The sequence below is a fragment of the Faecalibacterium prausnitzii genome, from assembly GCF_003287405.1.
Taxonomy (GTDB): domain Bacteria; phylum Bacillota; class Clostridia; order Oscillospirales; family Ruminococcaceae; genus Faecalibacterium; species Faecalibacterium intestinale.
The window spans coordinates 126,841-146,486 of sequence record NZ_PRLD01000002.1; the positions used below are offsets into that span (position 1 = coordinate 126,841).

Consider the following 19,646-nt stretch of genomic DNA (forward strand, 5'->3'; position numbering starts at 1 on the left):
GGATACCTGTGCCGGAAACAAAGGGCGCAGACCATGAAAGCGGCAATTTACTGCCGCCTGAGCAAGGAGGATGAAGGGAAAAGCGGTGAATCGGAGAGCATCCAGAACCAAAAGTCCATGCTGACCGCGTATGCCGCAGAAAAGGGCTTTGAAGTTTACCAGATCTATTCGGACGAGGATTATTCCGGCATCGACCGGGAGCGCCCGGCGTTCAATGAAATGATCCGGGCTGCCAGCGAACACAGGTTTGATGTGGTGCTGGCAAAGACGCAGTCCCGCTTTACCCGTGATATGGAGCTGGTGGAAAAATATCTGCACGGAAAGTTCATCGAATGGGGCATCCGGTTTATTGCCGTGGTGGACCATGTGGATACCGGCGAGGCGGCAAACAAAAAATCCCGCCAGATCAATGGGCTGATCAACGAGTGGTATCTGGAGGACCTGTCCAACAATGTCCGCGCCGTGCTGGACCACAAACGCAGAGAGGGGCTGTTCATCGGCTCCTTTGCACTGTATGGGTACTGCAAAGCCCCGGACGCCAAGGGAAAGCTTGTCATCGACCCGGAAGCGGCTGAGGTGGTAAGGCGCATTTTTGCATTGGCGCTTAGCGGGATGGGTGCGCATAAGATCGCGCAGATCCTGAACAATGAAGGTATTCCCAGCCCGACAGCATACAAACAGCTGCACGGTGCGCAGTACCACACTGCCATGAAAAAAACGGATTATTCGCTGTGGGGCAGCCCGACTGTTTATCAGATGCTCCATAATCAGACGTACATCGGAGATCTGGTACAGGGGCGGCACAAAAAGGTGGGCTATAAATCCAAAAAGACGGTCTGGCTGCCAAAGTCCCAGTGGATCGTTGTAGAAAATACCCACGAGCCTATCATAGACCGTGACACCTTTGAAACGGTACAGCGGATGCTGGCAGCGCGCACCCGGAGCGGCGTGCAGGGGACGATCCATCCGCTTGCCAAAAAGGTGGTTTGCGGCTGCTGCGGCAGCTATATGGAGCAGACTGCCCATCAGCCAAGAGCGGATGGCGTTCAAAGACGCTATGTCCGCTGCCGGATGCACCAGCGTGCGCCGGAACGGTGCAGCAATAAGACCTGCACTGACCTGAACGCATTGGAAAACACCGTGCGGGAGCGTATCCGGGAATACGCAGAGGTCTATGTTGACCCGGAAAAGGTGGAGCTGCCCCGGCAGGATGACCCGGTGCGGCAGCGGGCGCAGGCAAAGCGCAGCGAGCTGAAACGGCTGCAATGCGAAGCAGACCGGCGGCGCAGGGCTTTGCAGCAGCTGTATCTGGATAAGGTATCTGGGTTGATCGATGCCGCGCAGTTTTCAGAGATGAACCGGGCGTTTGGGGAGGAAATAAAAAGTGCGGAAAACCGTATCCGTGGCTTGGAAGCAGAACTGGAACAGCAGCCGGAGGAAACGGACGCCGCTCCGGCGCAAAGGCAGCGTGTGCGGGAGCTGGCACAGGTTTCCCATCTGACCCGGGAGCTTGCGGTGCTTTTGGTGCGGCGGGTTATTGTCGGAACAAAAGACCCGCTGACCGGGCAGCAGGAGATCACGATCGAATGGGCGTTCTGAGCCGGAAAACACCCTGTCTGCCCGTTGGGGTATTTTCGTCTGCCCATGTGGGGTAGACCTCACTGGAAGCAACGTTTGCGATATAATCCCGGAAGGATACCGTCACGTTGCGGGCAGAAGCCGCCGGCTTGCCCAGATGCACCGTGATATTTTTAGGGATGACGACCTGATCCAGCACCCGGGGCGTGCAGTGCTGCACCGGCTGCGGGCCGCTGCCGCCGCTGCCCGCAAACAAAGCGTGCGGCGGGATGATGATGGGCGCGTTCGGGATGTCCCGGTCTTCCTCGGTGACGGGCAGCATCTGGGGCTGCGCCAGCGTTACCTGCCCGGCAAAGATCTGGATGCCCTCAATGCGCACGGTGCGGTAGCCGGGCTTTGCGGCGGTCAGGCTGACAATGGCATAGGGGCGGGTGGTGTTGTCCTCGTCCAGCGAGAGGGCGCAGGCGGGGGCTTCAACGGGAATATCGGCGGCGCTGCCGGTGGCATCAGTGATGCAGTGCAGGGTGAAGCCGTCCCCCTGCACCGCAACGGTCACCCCCTCCACGGGGGCAGACTGGCGTGCCGCAAAGGTCTGGATGCGGAGAGTTCCGGTGTTTTTCATGGAGATACGCTCCTTTGCTGGTAAAAGTATGCTTCTGCCCCAGCGTATTCCGTCCGGTGCCCGGACGTGCATGGCAATGTCCGCGGCAAACAAAAAAGCCGCCCGAAGGCGGCAGGGGAGAATCGCTTATTTGGCGCTGTCCTTGGCAAGGGCGGCGTCAATGTTTTTTTGCAGGGCGGCAAGGTTTTCTTCCTTGTCAATGCCGCCCAGCAGGGGCTGACCCACAACGTTGCCGTCCCGGTCAAAAACGTAGGTGGTGGGGAAGGCCATGATGTTCAGCGCAAACTTGCCGGCCTCGCTGCCGGAAGCAAAGTAGATGTTGCGGTAACTTGCGCCCTTTGCTGCCAGCAGCTTTTTGGCAGCTTCGATGCCCTGCTGGCTGCCATCCAGCGTCTCGGTGTTGATGCCGACCACCTCGCCGCCCTGTGCCTTGACCTTTTCGTTCAGGGCGTTCAGGTCGTCCAGCTCCTCTACGCAGGGCTTGCAGCCGTTGAACCAGAAGTTCACCACAGTAAAGGCGTTGCCCGCAAACAGGCTGTTGTCCACCGGGTTGCCCTCTAAATCGCTGCCCTCAAACTGGGGGAAAGCAGTGCCCTGTGCGGCGGCACTGGAAGCAGCCGCGTCCGCGGGGGCAAGGGCGGCGATCTGATTTTCGATATCCCGAATCTTTTCTGCATCGGCGGTCAGGGTTTTGTACTCCTCGTCCGAGAATTGGTCCTTTGTCTTTTCCACGGCACTGAGCAGAAAATCGCCGTAGTTCGTGCTGAGGGTGGTCTCGGTCACGTTTTTGTCCATGGAGGAGAACACCTTCTCCCAAAGGGCATCGTTTGCGGAAAGGATCTCGTTTTCCTCGGCCAGCAGCTGCTCCTCGGTCTTGCTTTCCGCTGCCGCAGAGGAAGCGGAAGAAGAGGATGCAGAAGATGCAGAGGATGCGCCCTGCCCGCAGGCGGCAAGGCTGAAAGCCAGCACAAGGCTGAGCGAAAGTGCGGTTACACGGTTAAGCTTCATGGTTTTACTCCTTTGTTGCTTCAGTGTTTGATTTGTCTCCCAACCCGAACTTGTACTGGATGGCATCCGTAGGACAGGCTTTCATGCACATCCCGCAGCGGATACATTCGGCGTGGTTGGGGGTCTTGGTAATGTCTACGTCCATCTTGCAGGCCCTTGCACAGGCACCGCAGGAGACGCATTTGTGGGTGTCTACGCGCATCTGGAACAGCGAGACCTTGTTCAGCAGCGCATAGAAAGCGCCCAGCGGGCACAGCCACTTGCAGAAGGGGCGGTAGAACACCACGCTGCCCACAATGACTGCCAGCAGAATGCAGGCTTTCCATGTGAACAGTTTGCCCAGCGAGGCGCGGATGCCCGCATTGGTCAGGGAGAGGGGAATGGCACCTTCCAGCACGCCCTGCGGGCAGAGGTATTTGCAGAAGAACGGGTCGCCCATGCCCAGCTCGTTGACCGCCAGCAATGGCAGCAGCACCACCATGACCAGCAGCACTGCATACTTTAAATAGCGCAGCGGCTTTAGCTTTTTGGTGGAGAACTTAGGGGAGGGTATCTTGTGCAAAAGTTCCTGAAACCAGCCGAACGGGCAGAGGAAGCCGCAGATGAACCGCCCCAGCAGTACCCCGAAAAGGATGAGGATGCCTGTGATGTAGTAGGAAAAGCGGAACTTGGAGGAACCCACCACCGCTTGGAACGCCCCCACCGGGCAGGCACCCGCAGCGCCCGGGCAGGAATAGCAGTTCAGTCCCGGCACGCAGACATATTTTCCGCTGCCCTGATACAGCGTCCCTTTGGCAAAGTTGGGCAGGTGGATATTGGTCAAAAGGGTTGCCCCGGCCTGTATAAAGCCCCGGAATCGGGCGAGGGGATCTAGTTTTTTCTTATCCAATGCCCACACACTCCATACACAGCCGGATGGCTTTTGAAAATACGGTGTCTGCCTCGCCCCGCCATACACCGAAGAGCAGCATCAGCACCCCGGCGGCAAGCAAAAGTAGCTGCGCCTGTTTTTTTGTCATGAACATCATAGCCTCCTGTTGTTTGATGGCACCAGTATACACTATCCGGGATAAAATTTCTGCTAAGAAAATCTTAACACGAATCTTAACACCGTCTGCTATAATCTGTTATAATGAAGAAAACGCAAGAAATGGATTTTTTACGGGAAGGGTGGAAAACAAAATGCGCCTTTTGGTAGTAGAGGACGAGCACTCCCTGCGGGAGGACATTGCCCGGAAGCTGCGGCTGTCCGGGTACGAGGTGGACGCCTGTGCAGACGGCGAAGCCGCACTGGAAGCGCTGGCGGCAGAGCGGTACGACCTTGTACTGCTGGACCTCAACCTGCCCAAGGTGGACGGGATGCAGGTGCTGCGCAGCTTACGGCAGCACGACCTTGAGACCTGTGTGCTGATCTTATCAGCGCGCAGTGAAATTTCAGATAAGGTGGAGGGACTGGATGCCGGAGCGAACGATTATCTTTCCAAGCCCTTCCACCTTGCAGAGCTGGAAGCCCGGGTGCGCAGCCTGACCCGGCGCAAGTTCATCCAGCAGGATGTCTGCCTGTGCTGTGGGCGGCTCAGCTTCAATACCCGCAGCCGCGTTGCCACGGTGGACGGCCAGACTCTTGCCCTGACGCGGAAGGAGAGCGGCGTACTGGAATATCTGCTGCTGCATCAGGGACGCCCGGTCAGTCAGGAAGAACTCATCGAGCACGTCTGGGACGGCAGCGTGGACAGCTTTAGCAACTCCATCCGGGTGCATATCTCTGCCCTGCGCAAAAAGCTGCGGGCGGCGCTGGGCTACGACCCCATCCGCAACCGCATCGGGGAAGGCTACGAGATCGGAGGAGAGGTACAATGAAGCGTTTATCCCTGCAATGGCGCATCACCCTGCTGACGGCGCTGCTCATCGCCTGCGCCTGCGTGTGCATGAACCTGCTTTTGTATCGCACCGGCGTTACCGGCATGGACGCCCTCAACGGCTTTATGATGCAGTATCAGCCCGGCAGCGCGGATTCCTTGACAATCGAGATCCCGCAGGAGGAAATGTCCAGCCTGCTGGCACATTTTTCGCAGGAAGTCTACGATGCAAAGGTGGTTTTTGGACGCAAGGGCTGGTGCATCACCGCCGTGGTCACCATCCTCAGCGCAGCCATCGCTTATTTTGTCAGCGGCAGAGCGCTGAAACCGTTGCAGCAGCTTGCGCAACAGGCGCAGCGGGTCGATCAGGACAGCATTGCCACCGCCCGGTTGGACGAGGATACCGTGCGGGAATTCGGGCAGTTGAGCCGGTCGGTGAACCGGATGCTGGATGGGCTGGCGCAGTCCTTTGAATTGCAGCGGCAGTTTGCGGGCAACGCCGCCCACGAGCTGCGCACTCCACTGGCCATTTTGCAGACAAAGCTGGAACTGTTTGCAGAGGAGCACCCGGCCATGGACGCCGAGACCGCCGGGCTGGTCATCTCTCTGCGGGAGCAGCTGGACCGTCTGACTGCCCTTGTGCGCACTTTGCTGGAAATGAGCAATCTGCAATCGGTCTCCCGTACCGACCAGATCGCCCTTGCGCCGCTGGTGGAGGAAATTTTGACCGACCTGACCCCCCTCGCCCAGAAAAACAACATCTCCTTGCAGCAGGACTGTGAGGAGCTTGGCATGGTGGGCAGCGATGCACTGATCTACCGGCTGGTGTTCAATCTGGTGGAAAACGGCATCAAGTATAACCGCCCCGGCGGTGCGGTGCGCGTTACCCTGCGGCAGGAAAAGCAAGCCGCCGTGCTGCGCGTTGCGGATACCGGCCCGGGCATCCCCGCAGACTGCCGGGAGAGCATTTTCCAGCCCTTTTTCCGGGTGGATAAGTCCCGCAGCCGGGAAATGGGCGGCGTGGGGCTTGGGCTTGCCCTTGTGCGGGAGATCGCCGTGTTGCACGGCGGCAGTGTGACTGTGGAGAGCAGCAGCGAAAACGGCACTACCTTTGCCGTCGCCCTGCCGCTGGCACAGCCCTGTTGAAACCGGGCGGACTGGGGCTTTATTTTTGGCACACAGGGGAGTATACTGGAAACAGCAGGCCCCGGAAAATAAGAAGGACAAAGGAGATACTGAAAATGCAGGCAACCATTCACAACGAATTCCTGACCCTGACCGTGGACACCCACGGTGCAGAGGCCGTCAGCCTGAAGAACGCCGCAGGCGAAGAGCTGCTCTGGCAGGCTGACCCTGCCATCTGGAAGCGCCACGCGCCCATCCTGTTCCCGTGGACGGGCAAGCTGGTGGACGGCACCTTTGCAGCCAAAGGCAAAACATGGAAGGGCGGTCAGCATGGCTTTGCCCGGGATCTGGAGCATACCCTGCTGCGGGCAGAAGGGGACACCATCCAGCTGGAGCTGCGGGCAGACGATGCTATCAAGGCAGAGCGCTTCCCCTATGACTTTGTGCTCACCAGCACCTTCCGTCTGGAGGGTAAGACTGTGCACCACACTTTGCAGGTGACGAACCCCGGCACGGAGGAGCTGCGCTTCGGCATTGGTTTTCATCCGGCGTTCAATGTGCCGTTCGATGCCAAGCATACCACCACTGACTACGAGTTCCGTTTTGACCGGCCGGAAAGCCCGGTCATCCTTGACGCCAGCCCCAACGGCCTGCTGAGCGGCAAGAGTTATTACCAGTGGAAGAATCAGCAGGCCATCCCGCTGACCGACGACCTGTTTGCCGACGACAGCTTCTGCATGGCAGGCCTACGCACTGGCACCATCGGCATCTGCGAGAAGGACACCGGCCGCAATATCACCTGCAAGGTGGAGGGCTACCCCTATTCGCTCATCTGGTCGGCTCCTGCAAAGCCGGTGCGCTTTGTGTGCATTGAACCGTGGCACAGCCTGCCCGCCGCTGCTACCGACCCGCAGGACTGGGAGCAGCGCGCCGCAGCCGCCTGCCTTGCCCCCGGCGAAAGCTGGCAGACCACCCTCAGCACCACCTTTGACCGGTAAGAAAAAAGCACGCAGAAACGAAGCTGCGTGCTCTTGACAGAAACCTCAAAAGTGGGTATACTGTAAATAGAAAAGGCACTGCGACAAGCGGTCAGCCCTTTTGATGAACCGTCTTAGAAACTAAGAACCGTCACCGGCCAGGGTGGCGGTTCTCGCTTTTTACCTTGATGGTAAATACCAATCCGAAGATATGGAACGTCAAAGTAATTGGCATAAGCTTCACCTCCTTTCGGAAGTGGGGCCGAACCGCCTGCCGTTATGTGCAGTGCCTTGCTGCTAGAGCAGCAACTCTATAATAGCATATAATTCGACAAATGACAAGTAAAACCCCCGGAGCACAAAAGCGCTCCGGGGGTTTTGTATCGGGTCAGAAAGGCAAATGCTTAGTAAGCAACGCCCCAGTAGACCATGGCCTTGGCGGGCTTGCCGCAGCAGGGGCACACATCGCTGAGCTGCTCCTGCTCAAAGGGCATACAACGGCTGGAAAGTCCGGCCTCTTCCTTCATCTTCATCTCGCAGGCCAGATCGCCGCACCACATGGTCTTAATGTAGCCGGTGTTAGCCTTGGCCAGCTCCTTCACCTCGTCCATGGTGGTGGCAGCCCAGGTGCGCTTTTCGCGGTTTTCCAGCGCACGCTGGTACAGATCCTTGCGCAGAGCCTCCAGCTGGGCGGGGATGGCGGTCTCCAGCTCGTCCAAGCTTACAAAGACCTTCTCACGGGTGTCGCGGCGCACCAGCACGCACTGGTTCTTTTCCAGATCCTTGGGGCCGATCTCAAGGCGCAGGGGCACGCCCTTCATCTCCCACTGGGCAAACTTCCAGCCGGGGGCGTTGTCGCTGTCGTCCAGCTTCACGCGGGCGTACTTGCTGATCTTCTCGGCCAGCTCGGCAGCCTTCTCGGAGACGCCGGGTTTGTGGGCGGCAATGGGCACCACCACCACCTGAATGGGGGCAATGGCCGGGGGCAGGATCAGGCCGTCGTCATCGCCATGGGTCATGATGATGGCACCCACCAGACGGGTAGAAACGCCCCAGCTGGTCTGGAACGGATGATGCAGCTGGTTGTCGCGGCCGGTAAAGGTAACGTCGTAAGCCTTGCTGAACTTATCGCCAAAGTAGTGGCTGGTGCCGCTCTGCAGTGCCTTGCCGTCCTTCATCATGGCTTCGATGGTGTAGGTGGCCTCGGCACCGGCAAACTTTTCCTTGTCGGTCTTGCGGCCCTTCACCACGGGGATCGCCAGATCCTGCTCGCAGGTGTCTGCATAGCAGTTCAGCTGCTGCTGGGTCTCAGCCTCGGCCTCGGCAGCGGTCTCGTGGATGGTGTGACCCTCCTGCCACCAGAACTCGCGGCTGCGCAGGAAGGGACGGGTGGTCTTTTCCCAGCGCACTACGCTGCACCACTGGTTGTACTTCATGGGAAGCTCACGGTAGCTGTGCAGCACGCGGGACCAGTGGTCGCAGAACATGGTCTCGCTGGTGGGACGCACCGCCAGACGCTCCTCCAGCTTGTCGGAGCCGCCCATCGTGACCCACGCCACCTCCGGCGCGAAGCCATTGACGAGCTCGCCTTCCTTCTGCAGCAGGCTCTCCGGGATCAGCACCGGCATAGCCACATTCTCATGGCCGGTAGCCTTGAACCGGGCATCCAGATCCTTCTGGATCAGCTCCCAGATGGCCTGACCATAGGGGCGCAGGATGATAAAGCCCTTCACACTGGAATACTCCACCAGCTCTGCCTTCACGCAGATGTCGGTGTACCACTGTGCAAAGTTTTCTTCCTGACTGGTGATCGCCTGCACGAGCTTCTTGTTGTCTTTTGCCATTTTGTTATATCCTCCCAAGGCCGTGCGCCAAACGCTGCGCGTTCCGCACGAACCATAATAAAGCCCCGTCTGCCTGCACGGCCGTGTGCCGCACTGCAAAGGCGGGGCTTTTGCCTAAAAGAATCAGTTCTGCGCGTGGCTGTCCACAAAGTTTACCACATCGCCTACGGTGCGCAGGGACTCGATGGCGTCGTCCGGCACCTCAATGCCAAACTCGTCCTCCAGCGTCATCACCATGTCTACGATATCCAGACTGTCAGCCTCAAAATCGCTCATGATATCACTTTCCAGCGTGATCTTTGCCGGGTCAACGTCCAGCTGCTCAGCCAGCAATGCACGGATTTTCTCAAAAGTATCCATTCCTGTGGTCTCCTTTTTGCAGTTGTATTGCATACGCGTACAGCCCGCCGTGCCCCGGAAAAACCTCCGGTATCCGGCACGGCCTTGCCTGCTGTACAAAGCGCTCTCTTTTTTTATATCCCATGCAGTGCGTATTGTCAAGCCCTGTTTTGCAGCAACTGAAGAAAATTGTCTGAAAGCTGCTTTTTCCCTTGACATCTCGTGCCGGTTTTTTTATCATTATAAAGTAATGAGTTTACGGGGACTGACCAGTCCCTTTTATAAGGAGCGATAAGCATGAAGCTTTCATTCACCAAAATGCAGGGCTGCGCCAACGATTATATCTATCTGGACTGCCGCACCTCCGGCGTGCCGGAGGATATCGCAGCGCTTTCACAGCGGCTGTCCCGGCGGCACTTTTCCATCGGCGCGGACGGAATCATCTGCATCTGCGCACCGGTCACAGCCGGGGCAGACGCCATGATGCGCATCTTCAATGCGGACGGCAGCGAGGGCAAGATGTGCGGCAACGGCATCCGCTGCGTGGCCGAGTGGCTGTATACCCACGGCATTGCAAAGCCGAAGCTTGCCATCGACACCCTCAGCGGCTTAAAGACCGTTGCACGCATGGGCGAGGGGCTGTGGCAGGTAGAGATGGGCACCTACACCGCCATGGCAGCGGCGCTGCCCGCCGTGAACATGGGCGAAGGGCCGCTGGTAGACCTACCCCTGCAGGTGGAAGAGAACCTGTGGCGGGTGACCTGCATCAGCGTGGGCAATCCCCATTGTGTGACCATTGTGCCGGATGTGGACAGCCTGAAGCTGGAGCAGATCGGCCCGGGCTTTGAGCACCACGAAAACTTCCCGGAGCGCATCAACACCGAGTTTGTGCAGGTGGTGGACGCCACCCACCTGAAAATGCGTGTGTGGGAGCGCGGCAGCGGCGAGACATGGGCCTGCGGTACCGGCACCTGTGCCACTGTGGCAGCCCTGACCGAGCTGGGCATCTGCCCCGCCGGGGAGGATGTCCATGTGCAGCTGCGCGGCGGCGAGCTGACCATCCGGGTGCTGCCCGGCAAACAGCTGCTGATGACCGGCGCTGCCGAGACCGTGTGCGAGGGCACGACCGAAGTGTAAATAAGAACCCTCTCAGTCGCCTGACGGCGACAGCTCTCCCGAAGGGCGAGCTTTTCTGCATCAAGAGGAAAAGTTTCCCTTCAAAATGAAAAGCTCCCCCCTCGGGGGAGCTGGCATCGAGCGGATGCGAGATGACTGAGAGGGTTCCACAATATAGAAGCGAGGGAAAGTATCATGAAGATGAACAAGCATTACAATGAGCTGAAGGCCAGCTACCTGTTCGTGGACATTGCCCACAAGGTGGCTGCGTATCAGGAAGCACACCCGGAAAAGGAGATCATCCGTCTGGGCATCGGCGATGTGACCCAGCCGCTGGCAAAGTGCGTGGTGCAGGCTATGCGTGACGCTGCCGAGGAAATGGGCACCAAGGAGGGCTTCCACGGCTACGGCCCGGAGCAGGGCTACCCCTTCCTCAAGCAGGCTATTCAGGGCTACTACGCCAGCCGCGGCACCCAGCTTGCCGAGGACGAGATCTTTATCTCGGACGGCGCGAAGAGCGACCTTGCAAACCTGCTGGGGCTGTTCGATGTGGACAACACCGTGCTGGTGCCGGATCCCGTGTACCCCACCTATGTGGACGATAACGTCACCGATGGCCGCAAGATCATTTACAGCCGCACGGGGCAGGAGAACGGCTTCCTTGGTATGCCGGACGAGAGCGTGAAGGCAGATATCATCTATATCTGCAGCCCCAACAACCCCACCGGCGCTGCCTACACCCGCGCACAGCTGAAGGCATGGGTGGATTACGCCCGCAAGAATGATGCCATCATCCTGTACGATGCCGCTTACGAGTGCTTTATCTCGGACGGCGAGCTGGCCCGCAGCATCTTCGAGATCGAGGGTGCACGGCAGTGTGCTGTGGAGATCTGCTCCTTCTCCAAGATCGCAGGCTTTACCGGCACCCGCTGCGGCTACACCGTCGTGCCCAAGGAGCTGGAGCGCGAGGGCATGAGCATCAACAAGCTGTGGCTGCGCCGCCAGACCACCAAGTTCAACGGCGTACCCTATGTGGTGCAGCGCGCCGCTGCTGCCGTGTTCACCGAGAGCGGCATGGCCGAGATCCAGTCCAATCTGGATTACTACCGCCGCAACGCAAAGGTGATCGCCGATGCACTGGACGAGTGCGGCGTGTGGTACTGCGGCGGCAAGAACAGCCCCTACATCTGGCTGCGCTGCCCCGGCAACATGAAGAGCTGGGAGTTCTTCGACTGGCTGCTGGAAAACTGCGGCGTGGTGGGCACCCCCGGCGTGGGCTTTGGCGAGTGCGGCGAGGGCTACTTCCGCCTGACCGCCTTCGGCGATGCGGAAAAGACCAAGCTTGCCGCCGAGCGCATCAAGACCGCTATCAAGGCACTGTAAAACCCATAAAAATTGCACCCGCTGTCCGTTTTGGGCGGCGGGTGTGTTTTTTTTTGCGCACCCTCTTGACAAATCTGTATCTACTGTATATACTGTGCATATACAGACGAAACACAAGCGTCAAAGGAGCAGCCGATGGAACTGTTTATCAACAACAAAAGCGGCGCGCCCATCTATGACCAGATCTACAACCAGATCAAGCAGCAGATCATCAGCGGGGCTTTGCAGCCGGACGAAGCTATGCCCTCCATCCGGGGGCTGGCGCGGGATCTGCGCATCAGCGTCATTACCACCAAGCGCGCCTACGATGAACTGGAAAAAGAGGGCTTTCTTTACGCAGTACCGGCAAAGGGCTTTTTTGTAGCTCCTAAAAACACCGAGCTGCTGCGGGAAGAAAACCTGAAAAAGATTGAAGCGCATCTTACCGAAGCCGTCCGCCTGTCCGCATCCTGCGGGCTGAGCAGGGAAGAACTGCGGGAGATGCTGGAACTGCTATGGGAGGGCTGAATATGAACGCACTGGAACTGCAGGGACTTACAAAACACTATAAGGACTTTACCCTTGGGCCGCTGGACCTGACCCTGCCCGGCGGCACCATCTGCGGCCTGATCGGCGAAAACGGAGCAGGCAAGAGCACCACTATCCGGCTGATCCTGGACATGGTGCAGCGGGACGGCGGCACCGTGACCATCCTCGGCAGGGACAGCCGCACTGCTTCCGTCCGCACCAAAGAGGAGATCGGCGTGGTGTTGGGCAGCGAGGGCATCCCCCTGTGCCTGAACGCGGTGCAGGCGGGCAAGGTGATGGCGGGCATCTATCAGAACTGGGACGCTGCCGCCTATGCGGAGCTGTGCCGGAAGTTCGGCCTGCCGGACAAAAAGCAATATAAGGACTACTCCACCGGCATGAAGATGAAGCTGTGCATCGCCGTGGCGCTGGCGCACCACCCGAAGCTGTTGCTGTTGGACGAAGCCACCAACGGGCTGGACCCGGTGGTGCGGGATGAAGTGGTGGATATCCTGCTGGATTTTGCCCGGGACGAAGAACGCTCCATCCTCATTTCCTCCCACATCGTCAGTGACTTGGAAAAGCTGTGCGACACCATCGCCTTCCTGCACAAGGGCAGGTTGCTGCTCTGTGAAGAAAAGGACGCCCTGCGGGAGGAATATGCCCTGTGGCATGGCACGGCGGCGCAGCTGGCGGCACTGGATGCACAGGTGTACGGTAAGCGTGTCACTCCTTACGGCGCCGAGGCGCTTGTACGCCGGGATGCACTGCCCGCCGGGGCAGAGCTTACCCCGGTAAGCATTGAGGAATTGTTTGTACTGATGGTGAAAGGGGAAGATGTGCAATGAAAGGTCTGTTATTGAAGGATGCCTATCAGATGTGGAGCTACACCAGATGGATCATTCTGGCGTCGGTAGCCATGATATTGATGGGAACGTTTTTCATGAAGGAAGGGTCTAATTTCTTTATGCTGTACGGCGGGCTTTTGCTGGGGCTGTCGCCAATGTCCTTACTGGCTTACGACCAGAGCAGCCGGTTCAGCATTTGCAGTGCCGCCCTGCCGGTGACAAAAGAGCAGCTGGTGGGCGGCAAATACCTCATTGGTCTGTGCGGTATGGCGCTGGCGGAGCTGCTGAGTATGGCGGCGCTGGCAGCAGCACAGCTGCTCTGGGGTACAGTGACGGTGAAGCTCACCGTGGCGACTCTGCTTCAGGTGGCGATGCTGACCCTGCTGGGCAACATTATCCTGCTGCCGTTGACCTACCGCTTTGGCTACGAGAAGGCAAAATATGTGTATTATCTTTGCATTGGTATGCTGGGAGCCTTGATGGGCATTACGGTGTCCTCCGGTGGGATTTTGCTGAACAGCATCCTACCCGCCCATAGCTCTGCGCTGGTGGGAGTGGTCGTGCTGGCAGCGGTGCTGGCGCTGTATGCCCTCTCGTGGCGGTTGTCCGTTGCATGGTACGGAAAGGCAGAGCAGTAAAATGAAGAAAAGCAAAATCGCGGGCATCCTGTTCGGCGTTGCCATGGGCGTTTTGTTCAGTGTGTCGATGGGGACAGTGGGTTTTGCGCTGGGTGCCGGTTTTGTCGGTCTGGGCATGGTGATGTTTGAAGGGCTGGATGACCCGCAGGATAAAAAATAAGGTGTAAAAATGCGCCGCCCCTGCCGGAAAAGCTTCTCCGGTAAGGGCGGCGCTGTATTTATTTCTCGGGATTTTCGGCGTTTTTCTGCGCGGCTTCCAGCTCGTCCACCCGCTTTTGCAGGGCGGTGATCTTATCGTCCATTTTCAAAAATGTCCAGACCAGAACAGCCAGCACCAGCGCGGGAGGAACAACCATCCACAGGGACTGCTGGCACCAGAGCAGCAGCGAATAGCCGCCAAACACAGTAAAGAGAAACACGGCAAACAGGCTTGCAGCCAGTACAGCAAAAAATCCCATACAGAAAGTCTCCTTTCGCTTATTCTTCCGTTTCTTCCTCGTCCGGGTCCAGCTCAATGCTGAACACGGCTTTTTTCAGCTTGCCGCAGCCCTGCGCCTTCAGACCGGATTTATACGGCTCCCCGGCCAGATACAGGGCAAAACGTCCCTCGCACAGCATCCCGGCAATGCTGGTACCGGCAGTGCCTACGGTGGTGTCGGCGGCTTCATCGGTGGGCTTGGTGGGAGTCAGCTCTGCCAGACTTACCTCAAACAGCTCGCTGCCGTCCAAGTCGGTCTCCAGCGTGATGTGATTGTCGTGCTGCTGGAACAGTGCCTTGTCGGAGGTCTGGGGTGTGACGGTACTCACAGTGACCACCGCCTTGTCCCCATCGATGCGGGTGCGCCCGGCAGGCAGGGTGGTGATATCCCGCGCCATAATGTACTCGATGACAGTGTCCAGATTGTCGCTTACGCCCAGATAATTGGGCAGGTTGTTCAGGGTATCGTAGATCATGGAAAAAGTCCTCCATCTGTATCGTTTTGGTTACTTGTATGGTATCACAGGTCGGGGGCAGATGCAATATCTGTGGGGGAGAGTATAAATCGATATTGCTCGAATCTCCCCTTGCATCCCTTTTGCATAGCAGATAAAACAGAAACTCCAGTACCCGGTTCGGATATTGGAGTTCTTGGCGGGCGCGGGTGGATTGCGCGAGCCGCGCTGCTAAAAACAGCCCACTGGGCTGTTTTTGCGCCGTCTTCAGCGCCGTCGCCGCAGCGGTTCGAATCCACCCGCTCTATGAGTCTGGCCTTGTTACAAAACAAAAACCTCAGCGTACTTGTATACGCTGAGGTTTTTTGGTGGGCGCGGGTGGATTCGAACCACCGAAGCTGAAAGCAGCAGATTTACAGTCTGTCCCCATTGGCCACTCGGGAACACGCCCATATTCTTTTTTACAGCCGTGCGGACTGCTTGTATATGTTACCACTGAAAACGCGGTTTGTCAACCCATAATTTGGGCTGAGCGCAAAAAATAAGAAAGAAATGCAGCAAACACAAAAGCCCTCCCGTCCGGGTGTGCTTTACAGCGTCCGGGCGGGAGGGCTTTTCAGCCTGACAAAAAATCAGGAGAAAATCACTTCTGGTTCTTCATGTAGATGTGGTGCGGCAGACCGGCAATGTACAGCGGGGTCAGCTCGGCCTGGATCAGCGGACGGGCGTAGTCCAAGAAGTCCTCGGTCATCTGGGTGTGGTTGTTGTTCATCCAGCTCAGGGGAACCTTCTTTTCCAAGTTGGCGACCTCGCTGATGGGATGCAGCTCGGTGGTGCACTGGTAGGGGTTGTTGGAGATACGCTTCAGCGCCACCATCTGCCCGGTAACGCCCTCAAAGGCTGCCTTGGCAGCGGCACCGCCTACCTGATAGGCTTCGGTGATGTCGGTGCGGCTGGTCAGGTGACCGGCGCAGCGCTGCAGGGTGGAAAGCTCGATGCAGCGGGTCTTGGTGTCCAGATTGCGGGCAACCACATTGGCCAGATAACGTGCAGTACCGGTCAGTGCCTTGTGGCCGAAAGCGTCCACTGCGTGCACGTCGTCCGCCAGCTCACAGACATAGCGGCCGTCCTCCAGCTTTACGCCCTCGGACACGGCAATGACGATGCTGGGCTTTTTTTCCTGCATCACACGCACCTTTTCCACAAAGCGCTCCACATTGAAGGGAACTTCGGGCAGGCAGATCATGTCCACGCCCTCGCAATCGTCGCTCTTGGCCAGTGCGGCAGCGGCAGTCAGCCAGCCGGCGTTGCGGCCCATGATCTCCACCACGGTGACGTACTTGGTGCCGTACACGGTGGCGTCACGGATGATCTCCTTCATCACAACGCCGATGTACTTGGCCGCAGAGCCGTAACCGGGGGTGTGGTCGGTGACCATCAGGTCGTTGTCGATGGTCTTGGGCACGCCCATAAAGCGGATGTCGCTGCCAACGCGCTGGCCGTAGTCTGCCAGCTTGCCGATGGTGTCCATGGAGTCGTTGCCGCCGATGTAGAAAAAGTAGCCGATGTTCAGCTTTTCCAGAATGGCGAACAGCTTTTTGTACACCGCCTCGTCATCCCGCCAGTCGGGCAGCTTGTAGCGGCAGCTGCCCAGAAAGCTGGACGGGGTGCGCTTGAGCAGCTCGATGTCCAGGTCATCGGTCAGCAGGGTGGAAAGATCCACCACCCGCTCCTCCAGCAGACCGGCAACACCGTTGCACATACCGTACACGATGTCTGCGCCGCGGTTCTTGCAGCTTTCAAAGACACCCGCCAGACTGGCATTGATGACAGAGGTGGGGCCGCCGGACTGACCGACGATTGCGTTTTTTCCCATGATGATTTCTCCTTTTTTGTTTTTTCTGTTTCGGCTATAAAAACGTGCAGTTGCACGAAAACAGACGCGGAAGGGAAAGGGAGATCACAGACGGATGTGGCGGGGGGTACCGTTCACATACACAGGAGTAACCTCGTCCAGGATCAGCGGACGGGCGTACTCCTCAAAGGCTTCGGTCACCTGCATCCCGTCCGGAGTGATCCATTCCAGCGGGACTTTCTTTTCCAGATTTGCCACCTGCTGCACATCCACAGACTCGGTGATGCACTGGTACGGGTAGTTGGAAACGCGCTTGAGGGCGATCATGCGGCCGCTCTCGCCCGCAAAGGCAGCAGCGGCAGCGGCACCGCCAACGGCGTAGGCCTCGTTCACATCCGTGCGGCTGGCCAGATGGCTGGCGCAGCGCTGCAGGGTGGAGAACTCGATGGCGCGGCTCTTGCACTGCAGCTTGTCGTGGATGAGCTCCGAAAGGTAACGGCTGGTGCCGCTGAGGATGGCCTTGTGACCAAAGGCGTCCAGCTGCCCGGCGGTGGAAACCAGATCGCACAGATAAGTGCCGTCTGCGGTCTTTACGCCCTCGCTGGCTGCGATGATAACGTTGGACTTTACCCGCTGCAGCTCGTCCACCCGGGCAAGGAACTTGTCCTGATCAAAGGGCACTTCCGGCAGCAGGATCAGGTCGGGGCCTTCACAGTCCTCGCCGCCTGCCAGACAGGCCGCACCGGCCAGCCAGCCAGCGTGGCGGCCCATGATCTCGGCCACCGTCACGCTGCGGATGTTGTAAACCGAGGAGTCGCGGATGACTTCCTTCAAGATGGTGGCAATGTACTTTGCGGCAGAGCCGTAGCCGGGGGTGTGGTCGGTAAGACACAGGTCGTTGTCGATGGTCTTGGGCACACCGATGAACCGCACACTGCTGCCCACCTGCTGCCCGTAGCGGGACAACTTCGCGATGGTATCCATCGAGTCGTTGCCGCCGATGTAGAACACGGCGCAGATGTCGTACTTGTCAAACAGGGTGAACAGCTTGACGAACGGGGTGGCATCGGTGTCCGGGTCGGGCAGCTTGAAGCGGCAGCTGCCCAGATAGCTGGACGGAGTACGCTTGAGCAGCTCGATGCTCATGCGGTCGTCCAGCAGGATGTTGAGCTCCAGCAGCTCCTCCTTGAGCAGACCTTCGATGCCGTACTTCATGCCGTACACCTTGTCTGCACCCAGACTGCGGGCGGCTTTGTATACGCCCGCAAGGCTGGAGTTGATCACGGCGGTAGGGCCGCCGCTCTGACCAATGATGATATTCTTGGCCATGGAAACCTCCTTCAGATCATTTAAAATGTATCACTGCCGGGCAAACGGTTTTCCGCACCGTCCGGTAAAGTAGTCTGTCGGCCCTGCACTGCCAACAGACCGGAACGGCAAAACAGCCGCCTGCCGCAACTGACACAAAAATGTTTGCGGCTTGTGTATTCGCTTTTTGTAAAATGTGCAAAATAAGCTGCAATCCTATTGTACCCGTTTTGCCTGTTGTATGCAAGACCCAATTGGTTGCACAGGCAAAAAAAATATGATAAAATGGGTGCGCACTCCAAAATTACCGGGCAGAAGTACCTGCCTGTTGGGATAACTGCAGAAAGCTGGACAGAGATTATGGGCATTTCACACGAATATCATTCGGCACCCCGGCGGCGCACGGGCGGGGGCATCAGCGGCAAACTGCGGCTGGCAGGGGTCATTGTGGTCATCCTGCTGGTCGCCTATGCGGTGACCGCTATTCTGGAAAAGGGAACAGCGACGGAGGACAGCACCCCGCAGACCAGCGCGGGCGGCATTGCGCAGAACATTCTGGCACCGCTGCCCATGCAGGGCGAGACGGACTCTGGCAGCGAGAGCGCAGCAGGGGACAGCGGCACGGCGCAGGCGGTACAGCTGGAAAGCTTCGGCCCTGCCCGGCAGACCGATGGTGCCTATACCGTTAAGGCTTATGATGCCAGCGTCATCCGGCAACCGACCTGCGGTCAGGTAGACCTGAGTTATTTTTCGGACGCTGCCTTTCTGGGCGACAGCCTGACGGTGGGCTTCTCGGATTATCAGATCAATCTGAGCGGCGCGCTCATCTGCGGCTACACAGGCGTGGGACCGGACGCCATCGTCAACCGCGCCGCCGTCAAGAGCCCCACCCGCGGGCAGGAGGTGGCGCTGGATGTGCTGGCAGCGGCGCAGCCCAAAAAGCTGTATATTCTGCTGGGCACCAACACCCTGACCACCTTGGGCGCTGCGGACCGTTTTCTGGCATACTACGGACAGATGCTGGACGAGCTGCGCCAGACGCTGGGCGAGGACTGCATTATTTATGTACAGTCCATCCCGCCGGTACGGCCTGCGGCAGCGGAAAAAAAGCCGGGTCTTGCCTCGGACGTGCTGCGCGGCGTCAATGAGCAGCTGGCGCAGCTGGCTGCCAGCAAGGGCTGCGTTTATCTGGATCTGTGGGAGACACTGGCTGACGGCGAGGGCAACCTGAAAGAGATGATCGCCGCACCGGACGGCGTGCACCTTTCGGCCGGCAACGGCTACGGCGCATGGGTCACTTACCTGCGCAACCACGCGAAATATTCCGCAAGTAACCCGTGGATCATGGGCAGCGCATACAGCGCAGAATAACCAGAGCAAAGGACAGCTGCACCAAACGATGCGGCTGTCCTTCTTTTGCGGGTTCAGCGGGATGTTTTTGCACAAAACAGTCTTTTCTGCATGGAAAAGGCTGTCTGCCAAAAAGTTTTAGTTGACAGAAAAGGCGAATCATGTTATTCTTTTGTTGATTTTGAGAGACACCGCCTTGCAGAGTCTTTTCAAAGCAATTTACTCGGGACCGCCCAACGGGGCTAAGGCCATACGGACAGCCGGGTCCACTGCCGACCGGCGGCGCAAGCTGCCATTATTGATTGAGTTACTGCGAGACAACGATGAAACGAGTTTCAAACCTTGCGTTGGCTCGC

21 protein-coding genes and 1 tRNA gene are annotated in these 19,646 nt (G+C 58.3%); 11 read left to right on the top strand and 11 right to left on the bottom strand.

What is annotated here, in order from left to right; translation table 11 throughout:
* Nucleotides 1–33: 33 nt before the first annotated feature.
* On the top strand, nt 34–1,599 hold the full coding sequence (locus C4N24_RS02970; RefSeq protein WP_112090264.1) for a recombinase family protein: 1,566 nt from the start codon (nt 34–36) through the stop codon (nt 1,597–1,599).
* Here the strand turns inward: C4N24_RS02970 and C4N24_RS02975 are convergent.
* The 4 genes from C4N24_RS02975 to C4N24_RS15290 form a co-directional block, all read right to left on the bottom strand.
* The gene (locus C4N24_RS02975; RefSeq protein ID WP_242983170.1) at nt 1,577–2,200 is read right to left on the bottom strand and encodes a hypothetical protein; all 624 of its coding nucleotides are present in this window, start codon (nt 2,198–2,200) and stop codon (nt 1,577–1,579) included. The genes C4N24_RS02970 and C4N24_RS02975 overlap by 23 nt on opposite strands.
* Nucleotides 2,201–2,326: 126 nt before the next feature.
* Nucleotides 2,327–3,208, bottom strand: a complete 882-nt coding sequence (locus C4N24_RS02980; protein WP_112090265.1) for a TlpA family protein disulfide reductase — start codon at nt 3,206–3,208, stop codon at nt 2,327–2,329.
* Nucleotides 3,209–3,212: 4 nt separating this feature from the next.
* Nucleotides 3,213–4,097, bottom strand: coding sequence for a 4Fe-4S binding protein (locus tag C4N24_RS02985; RefSeq protein WP_112090266.1), 885 nt, complete (start codon nt 4,095–4,097; stop codon nt 3,213–3,215).
* Nucleotides 4,090–4,233 carry a CD1871A family CXXC motif-containing protein gene (locus tag C4N24_RS15290; protein ID WP_333490614.1) on the bottom strand — a complete coding sequence of 48 codons (144 nt, stop codon included), beginning with the start codon at nt 4,231–4,233 and terminating at the stop codon, nt 4,090–4,092. The genes C4N24_RS02985 and C4N24_RS15290 overlap by 8 nt, the downstream gene beginning before the upstream one ends.
* A 157-nt stretch (nt 4,234–4,390) precedes the next feature.
* Here C4N24_RS15290 and C4N24_RS02990 point away from each other — a divergent pair, with 157 nt between their 5' ends.
* The 3 genes from C4N24_RS02990 (at nt 4,391) to C4N24_RS03000 (ending at nt 7,190) form a co-directional block, all read left to right on the top strand.
* The gene (locus C4N24_RS02990) at nt 4,391–5,068 is read left to right on the top strand and encodes a response regulator transcription factor (protein WP_112090267.1); all 678 of its coding nucleotides are present in this window, start codon (nt 4,391–4,393) and stop codon (nt 5,066–5,068) included.
* Nucleotides 5,065–6,213, top strand: a complete 1,149-nt coding sequence (locus tag C4N24_RS02995; protein ID WP_112090268.1) for a sensor histidine kinase — start codon at nt 5,065–5,067, stop codon at nt 6,211–6,213. Before C4N24_RS02990 ends, C4N24_RS02995 begins: the two co-directional genes overlap by 4 nt.
* Before the next feature lie 95 nt (nt 6,214–6,308).
* Entirely contained in the window at nt 6,309–7,190 is an 882-nt protein-coding gene (locus C4N24_RS03000) for an aldose 1-epimerase family protein (protein ID WP_112090269.1), read from the top strand.
* Nucleotides 7,191–7,573: 383 nt separating this feature from the next.
* Here C4N24_RS03000 and proS read toward each other — a convergent pair whose 3' ends face one another.
* Entirely contained in the window at nt 7,574–9,013 is a 1,440-nt protein-coding gene (gene proS / locus C4N24_RS03005) for a proline--tRNA ligase (RefSeq protein WP_005922033.1), read from the bottom strand.
* 123 nt (nt 9,014–9,136) lie between these two features.
* A complete protein-coding gene (gene acpP / locus C4N24_RS03010) occupies nt 9,137–9,373 on the bottom strand; it encodes an acyl carrier protein (protein WP_015537798.1) in 237 nt (78 codons plus the stop codon).
* A 276-nt stretch (nt 9,374–9,649) separates the two neighbouring features.
* On the opposite strand from acpP, the gene dapF reads away from it, so the two are divergent.
* The 6 genes from dapF to C4N24_RS15295 all read left to right on the top strand — a co-directional run bounded on the left by dapF (nt 9,650) and on the right by C4N24_RS15295 (nt 14,004).
* Nucleotides 9,650–10,489, top strand: coding sequence for a diaminopimelate epimerase (gene dapF, locus C4N24_RS03015; protein ID WP_112090270.1), 840 nt, complete (start codon nt 9,650–9,652; stop codon nt 10,487–10,489).
* 174 nt (nt 10,490–10,663) lie between these two features.
* Entirely contained in the window at nt 10,664–11,851 is a 1,188-nt protein-coding gene (locus C4N24_RS03020; protein WP_055185828.1) for an LL-diaminopimelate aminotransferase, read from the top strand.
* An 87-nt stretch (nt 11,852–11,938) separates the two neighbouring features.
* Complete coding sequence (locus tag C4N24_RS03025) at nt 11,939–12,358, top strand: GntR family transcriptional regulator (RefSeq protein ID WP_347475207.1); 420 nt, start codon at nt 11,939–11,941, stop codon at nt 12,356–12,358.
* Nucleotides 12,359–12,360: 2 nt separating this feature from the next.
* Complete coding sequence (locus C4N24_RS03030; RefSeq protein WP_112090271.1) at nt 12,361–13,206, top strand: ABC transporter ATP-binding protein; 846 nt, start codon at nt 12,361–12,363, stop codon at nt 13,204–13,206.
* Nucleotides 13,203–13,844, top strand: a complete 642-nt coding sequence (locus C4N24_RS03035) for an ABC-2 transporter permease (protein ID WP_005922015.1) — start codon at nt 13,203–13,205, stop codon at nt 13,842–13,844. Before C4N24_RS03030 ends, C4N24_RS03035 begins: the two co-directional genes overlap by 4 nt.
* A gap of 1 nt (nt 13,845) precedes the next feature.
* Entirely contained in the window at nt 13,846–14,004 is a 159-nt protein-coding gene (locus C4N24_RS15295; RefSeq protein WP_181573039.1) for a hypothetical protein, read from the top strand.
* A 58-nt stretch (nt 14,005–14,062) separates the two neighbouring features.
* On the opposite strand, the gene C4N24_RS03040 is transcribed toward C4N24_RS15295, so the two are convergent.
* The 5 genes from C4N24_RS03040 to C4N24_RS03065 form a co-directional block, all read right to left on the bottom strand.
* A complete protein-coding gene (locus tag C4N24_RS03040; RefSeq protein WP_112090272.1) occupies nt 14,063–14,302 on the bottom strand; it encodes a hypothetical protein in 240 nt (79 codons plus the stop codon).
* A 19-nt stretch (nt 14,303–14,321) separates the two neighbouring features.
* Nucleotides 14,322–14,798 carry a YhcH/YjgK/YiaL family protein gene (locus tag C4N24_RS03045; protein ID WP_112090273.1) on the bottom strand — a complete coding sequence of 159 codons (477 nt, stop codon included), beginning with the start codon at nt 14,796–14,798 and terminating at the stop codon, nt 14,322–14,324.
* A gap of 345 nt (nt 14,799–15,143) precedes the next feature.
* Nucleotides 15,144–15,228, bottom strand: a tRNA-Tyr gene (locus C4N24_RS03055).
* Nucleotides 15,229–15,420: 192 nt separating this feature from the next.
* On the bottom strand, nt 15,421–16,653 hold the full coding sequence (locus C4N24_RS03060; protein WP_005922005.1) for a 6-phosphofructokinase: 1,233 nt from the start codon (nt 16,651–16,653) through the stop codon (nt 15,421–15,423).
* Nucleotides 16,654–16,737: 84 nt separating this feature from the next.
* The gene (locus tag C4N24_RS03065) at nt 16,738–17,961 is read right to left on the bottom strand and encodes a 6-phosphofructokinase (protein WP_015537805.1); all 1,224 of its coding nucleotides are present in this window, start codon (nt 17,959–17,961) and stop codon (nt 16,738–16,740) included.
* Between the two features lie 339 nt (nt 17,962–18,300).
* On the opposite strand from C4N24_RS03065, the gene C4N24_RS03070 reads away from it, so the two are divergent.
* A complete protein-coding gene (locus tag C4N24_RS03070; RefSeq protein WP_242983171.1) occupies nt 18,301–19,311 on the top strand; it encodes a GDSL-type esterase/lipase family protein in 1,011 nt (336 codons plus the stop codon).
* Nucleotides 19,312–19,646: the final 335 nt, after the last annotated feature.

Coding starts and splice junctions, on each gene's coding strand:
- C4N24_RS02970 (WP_112090264.1), top strand. CDS start 34: ATGAAAGCGGCAATTTACTGCCGCCTGAGCAAGGAGGATGAAGGGAAA.
- C4N24_RS02975 (WP_242983170.1), bottom strand. CDS start 2,200: ATGAAAAACACCGGAACTCTCCGCATCCAGACCTTTGCGGCACGCCAG.
- C4N24_RS02980 (WP_112090265.1), bottom strand. CDS start 3,208: ATGAAGCTTAACCGTGTAACCGCACTTTCGCTCAGCCTTGTGCTGGCT.
- C4N24_RS15290 (WP_333490614.1), bottom strand. CDS start 4,233: ATGTTCATGACAAAAAAACAGGCGCAGCTACTTTTGCTTGCCGCCGGG.
- C4N24_RS02990 (WP_112090267.1), top strand. CDS start 4,391: ATGCGCCTTTTGGTAGTAGAGGACGAGCACTCCCTGCGGGAGGACATT.
- C4N24_RS02995 (WP_112090268.1), top strand. CDS start 5,065: ATGAAGCGTTTATCCCTGCAATGGCGCATCACCCTGCTGACGGCGCTG.
- C4N24_RS03000 (WP_112090269.1), top strand. CDS start 6,309: ATGCAGGCAACCATTCACAACGAATTCCTGACCCTGACCGTGGACACC.
- proS (WP_005922033.1), bottom strand. CDS start 9,013: ATGGCAAAAGACAACAAGAAGCTCGTGCAGGCGATCACCAGTCAGGAA.
- acpP (WP_015537798.1), bottom strand. CDS start 9,373: ATGGATACTTTTGAGAAAATCCGTGCATTGCTGGCTGAGCAGCTGGAC.
- dapF (WP_112090270.1), top strand. CDS start 9,650: ATGAAGCTTTCATTCACCAAAATGCAGGGCTGCGCCAACGATTATATC.
- C4N24_RS03020 (WP_055185828.1), top strand. CDS start 10,664: ATGAAGATGAACAAGCATTACAATGAGCTGAAGGCCAGCTACCTGTTC.
- C4N24_RS03030 (WP_112090271.1), top strand. CDS start 12,361: ATGAACGCACTGGAACTGCAGGGACTTACAAAACACTATAAGGACTTT.
- C4N24_RS03035 (WP_005922015.1), top strand. CDS start 13,203: ATGAAAGGTCTGTTATTGAAGGATGCCTATCAGATGTGGAGCTACACC.
- C4N24_RS15295 (WP_181573039.1), top strand. CDS start 13,846: ATGAAGAAAAGCAAAATCGCGGGCATCCTGTTCGGCGTTGCCATGGGC.
- C4N24_RS03040 (WP_112090272.1), bottom strand. CDS start 14,302: ATGGGATTTTTTGCTGTACTGGCTGCAAGCCTGTTTGCCGTGTTTCTC.
- C4N24_RS03045 (WP_112090273.1), bottom strand. CDS start 14,798: ATGATCTACGATACCCTGAACAACCTGCCCAATTATCTGGGCGTAAGC.
- C4N24_RS03060 (WP_005922005.1), bottom strand. CDS start 16,653: ATGGGAAAAAACGCAATCGTCGGTCAGTCCGGCGGCCCCACCTCTGTC.
- C4N24_RS03065 (WP_015537805.1), bottom strand. CDS start 17,961: ATGGCCAAGAATATCATCATTGGTCAGAGCGGCGGCCCTACCGCCGTG.
- C4N24_RS03070 (WP_242983171.1), top strand. CDS start 18,301: ATGGGCATTTCACACGAATATCATTCGGCACCCCGGCGGCGCACGGGC.